The organism is Janthinobacterium sp. AD80, assembly GCF_002878455.1.
Lineage (GTDB): Bacteria > Pseudomonadota > Gammaproteobacteria > Burkholderiales > Burkholderiaceae_D > Janthinobacterium.
This window is the reverse complement of sequence record NZ_NRDQ01000390.1, coordinates 1-626: the sequence shown is the minus strand read 5'-3', so window position 1 is coordinate 626 and position 626 is coordinate 1. Positions and strand designations below refer to the sequence as shown.

Here is a 626-nt window from a genome sequence, read left to right as displayed (position 1 = left end):
GTAAGCCGACAAACACCACAGACATAACCCACAAACCACCAGACGAAAAAAAACCCGCCAATTGCTTGACGGGTTTTTCTCTTACTGCGAATAACAAGCCTGACGATAACCTACTTTCACACTGGTTGCAGCACTATCATCGGCGCAAAGTTGTTTCACGGTCCTGTTCGGGATGGGAAGGGGTGGGACCAACTTGCTATGGTCATCAGGCATAACTTGTACTGACGCTTGTCTCCTGTAGGACAACAAGGCCATGAATCTGGAAGAAGCAAAGATTGGGGTAATGACTGGTTGTATCAACAAACTCACAACGTTGTACCGTCTTATCCTCTGTACCTGCTAAGGTTATAGGGACAAGCCGTACGGGCAATTAGTACTGGTTAGCTTAATGCATTACTGCACTTCCACACCCAGCCTATCAACGTCCTGGTCTCGAACGACCCTTCAAAGAGCTCAAGGCTCTGGGAAATCTCATCTCAAGGCAAGTTTCCCGCTTAGATGCTTTCAGCGGTTATCTCTTCCGAACTTAGCTACCCGGCAATGCCACTGGCGTGACAACCGGTACACCAGAGGTTCGTCCACTCCGGTCCTCTCGTACTAGGAGCAGCCCCCTTCAAATTTCCAAC

2 rRNA genes are annotated in these 626 nt (G+C 49.2%); both read right to left on the bottom strand.

Annotation, left to right across the window (positions count from 1 at the left end):
- Window positions 1–97 precede the first annotated feature (97 nt).
- A 5S ribosomal RNA gene (rrf, locus tag JaAD80_RS29935) occupies window positions 98–210 on the bottom strand.
- A 139-nt stretch (window positions 211–349) separates the two neighbouring features.
- Window positions 350–626 (bottom strand): 23S ribosomal RNA (locus tag JaAD80_RS29930); the annotation flags it as partial.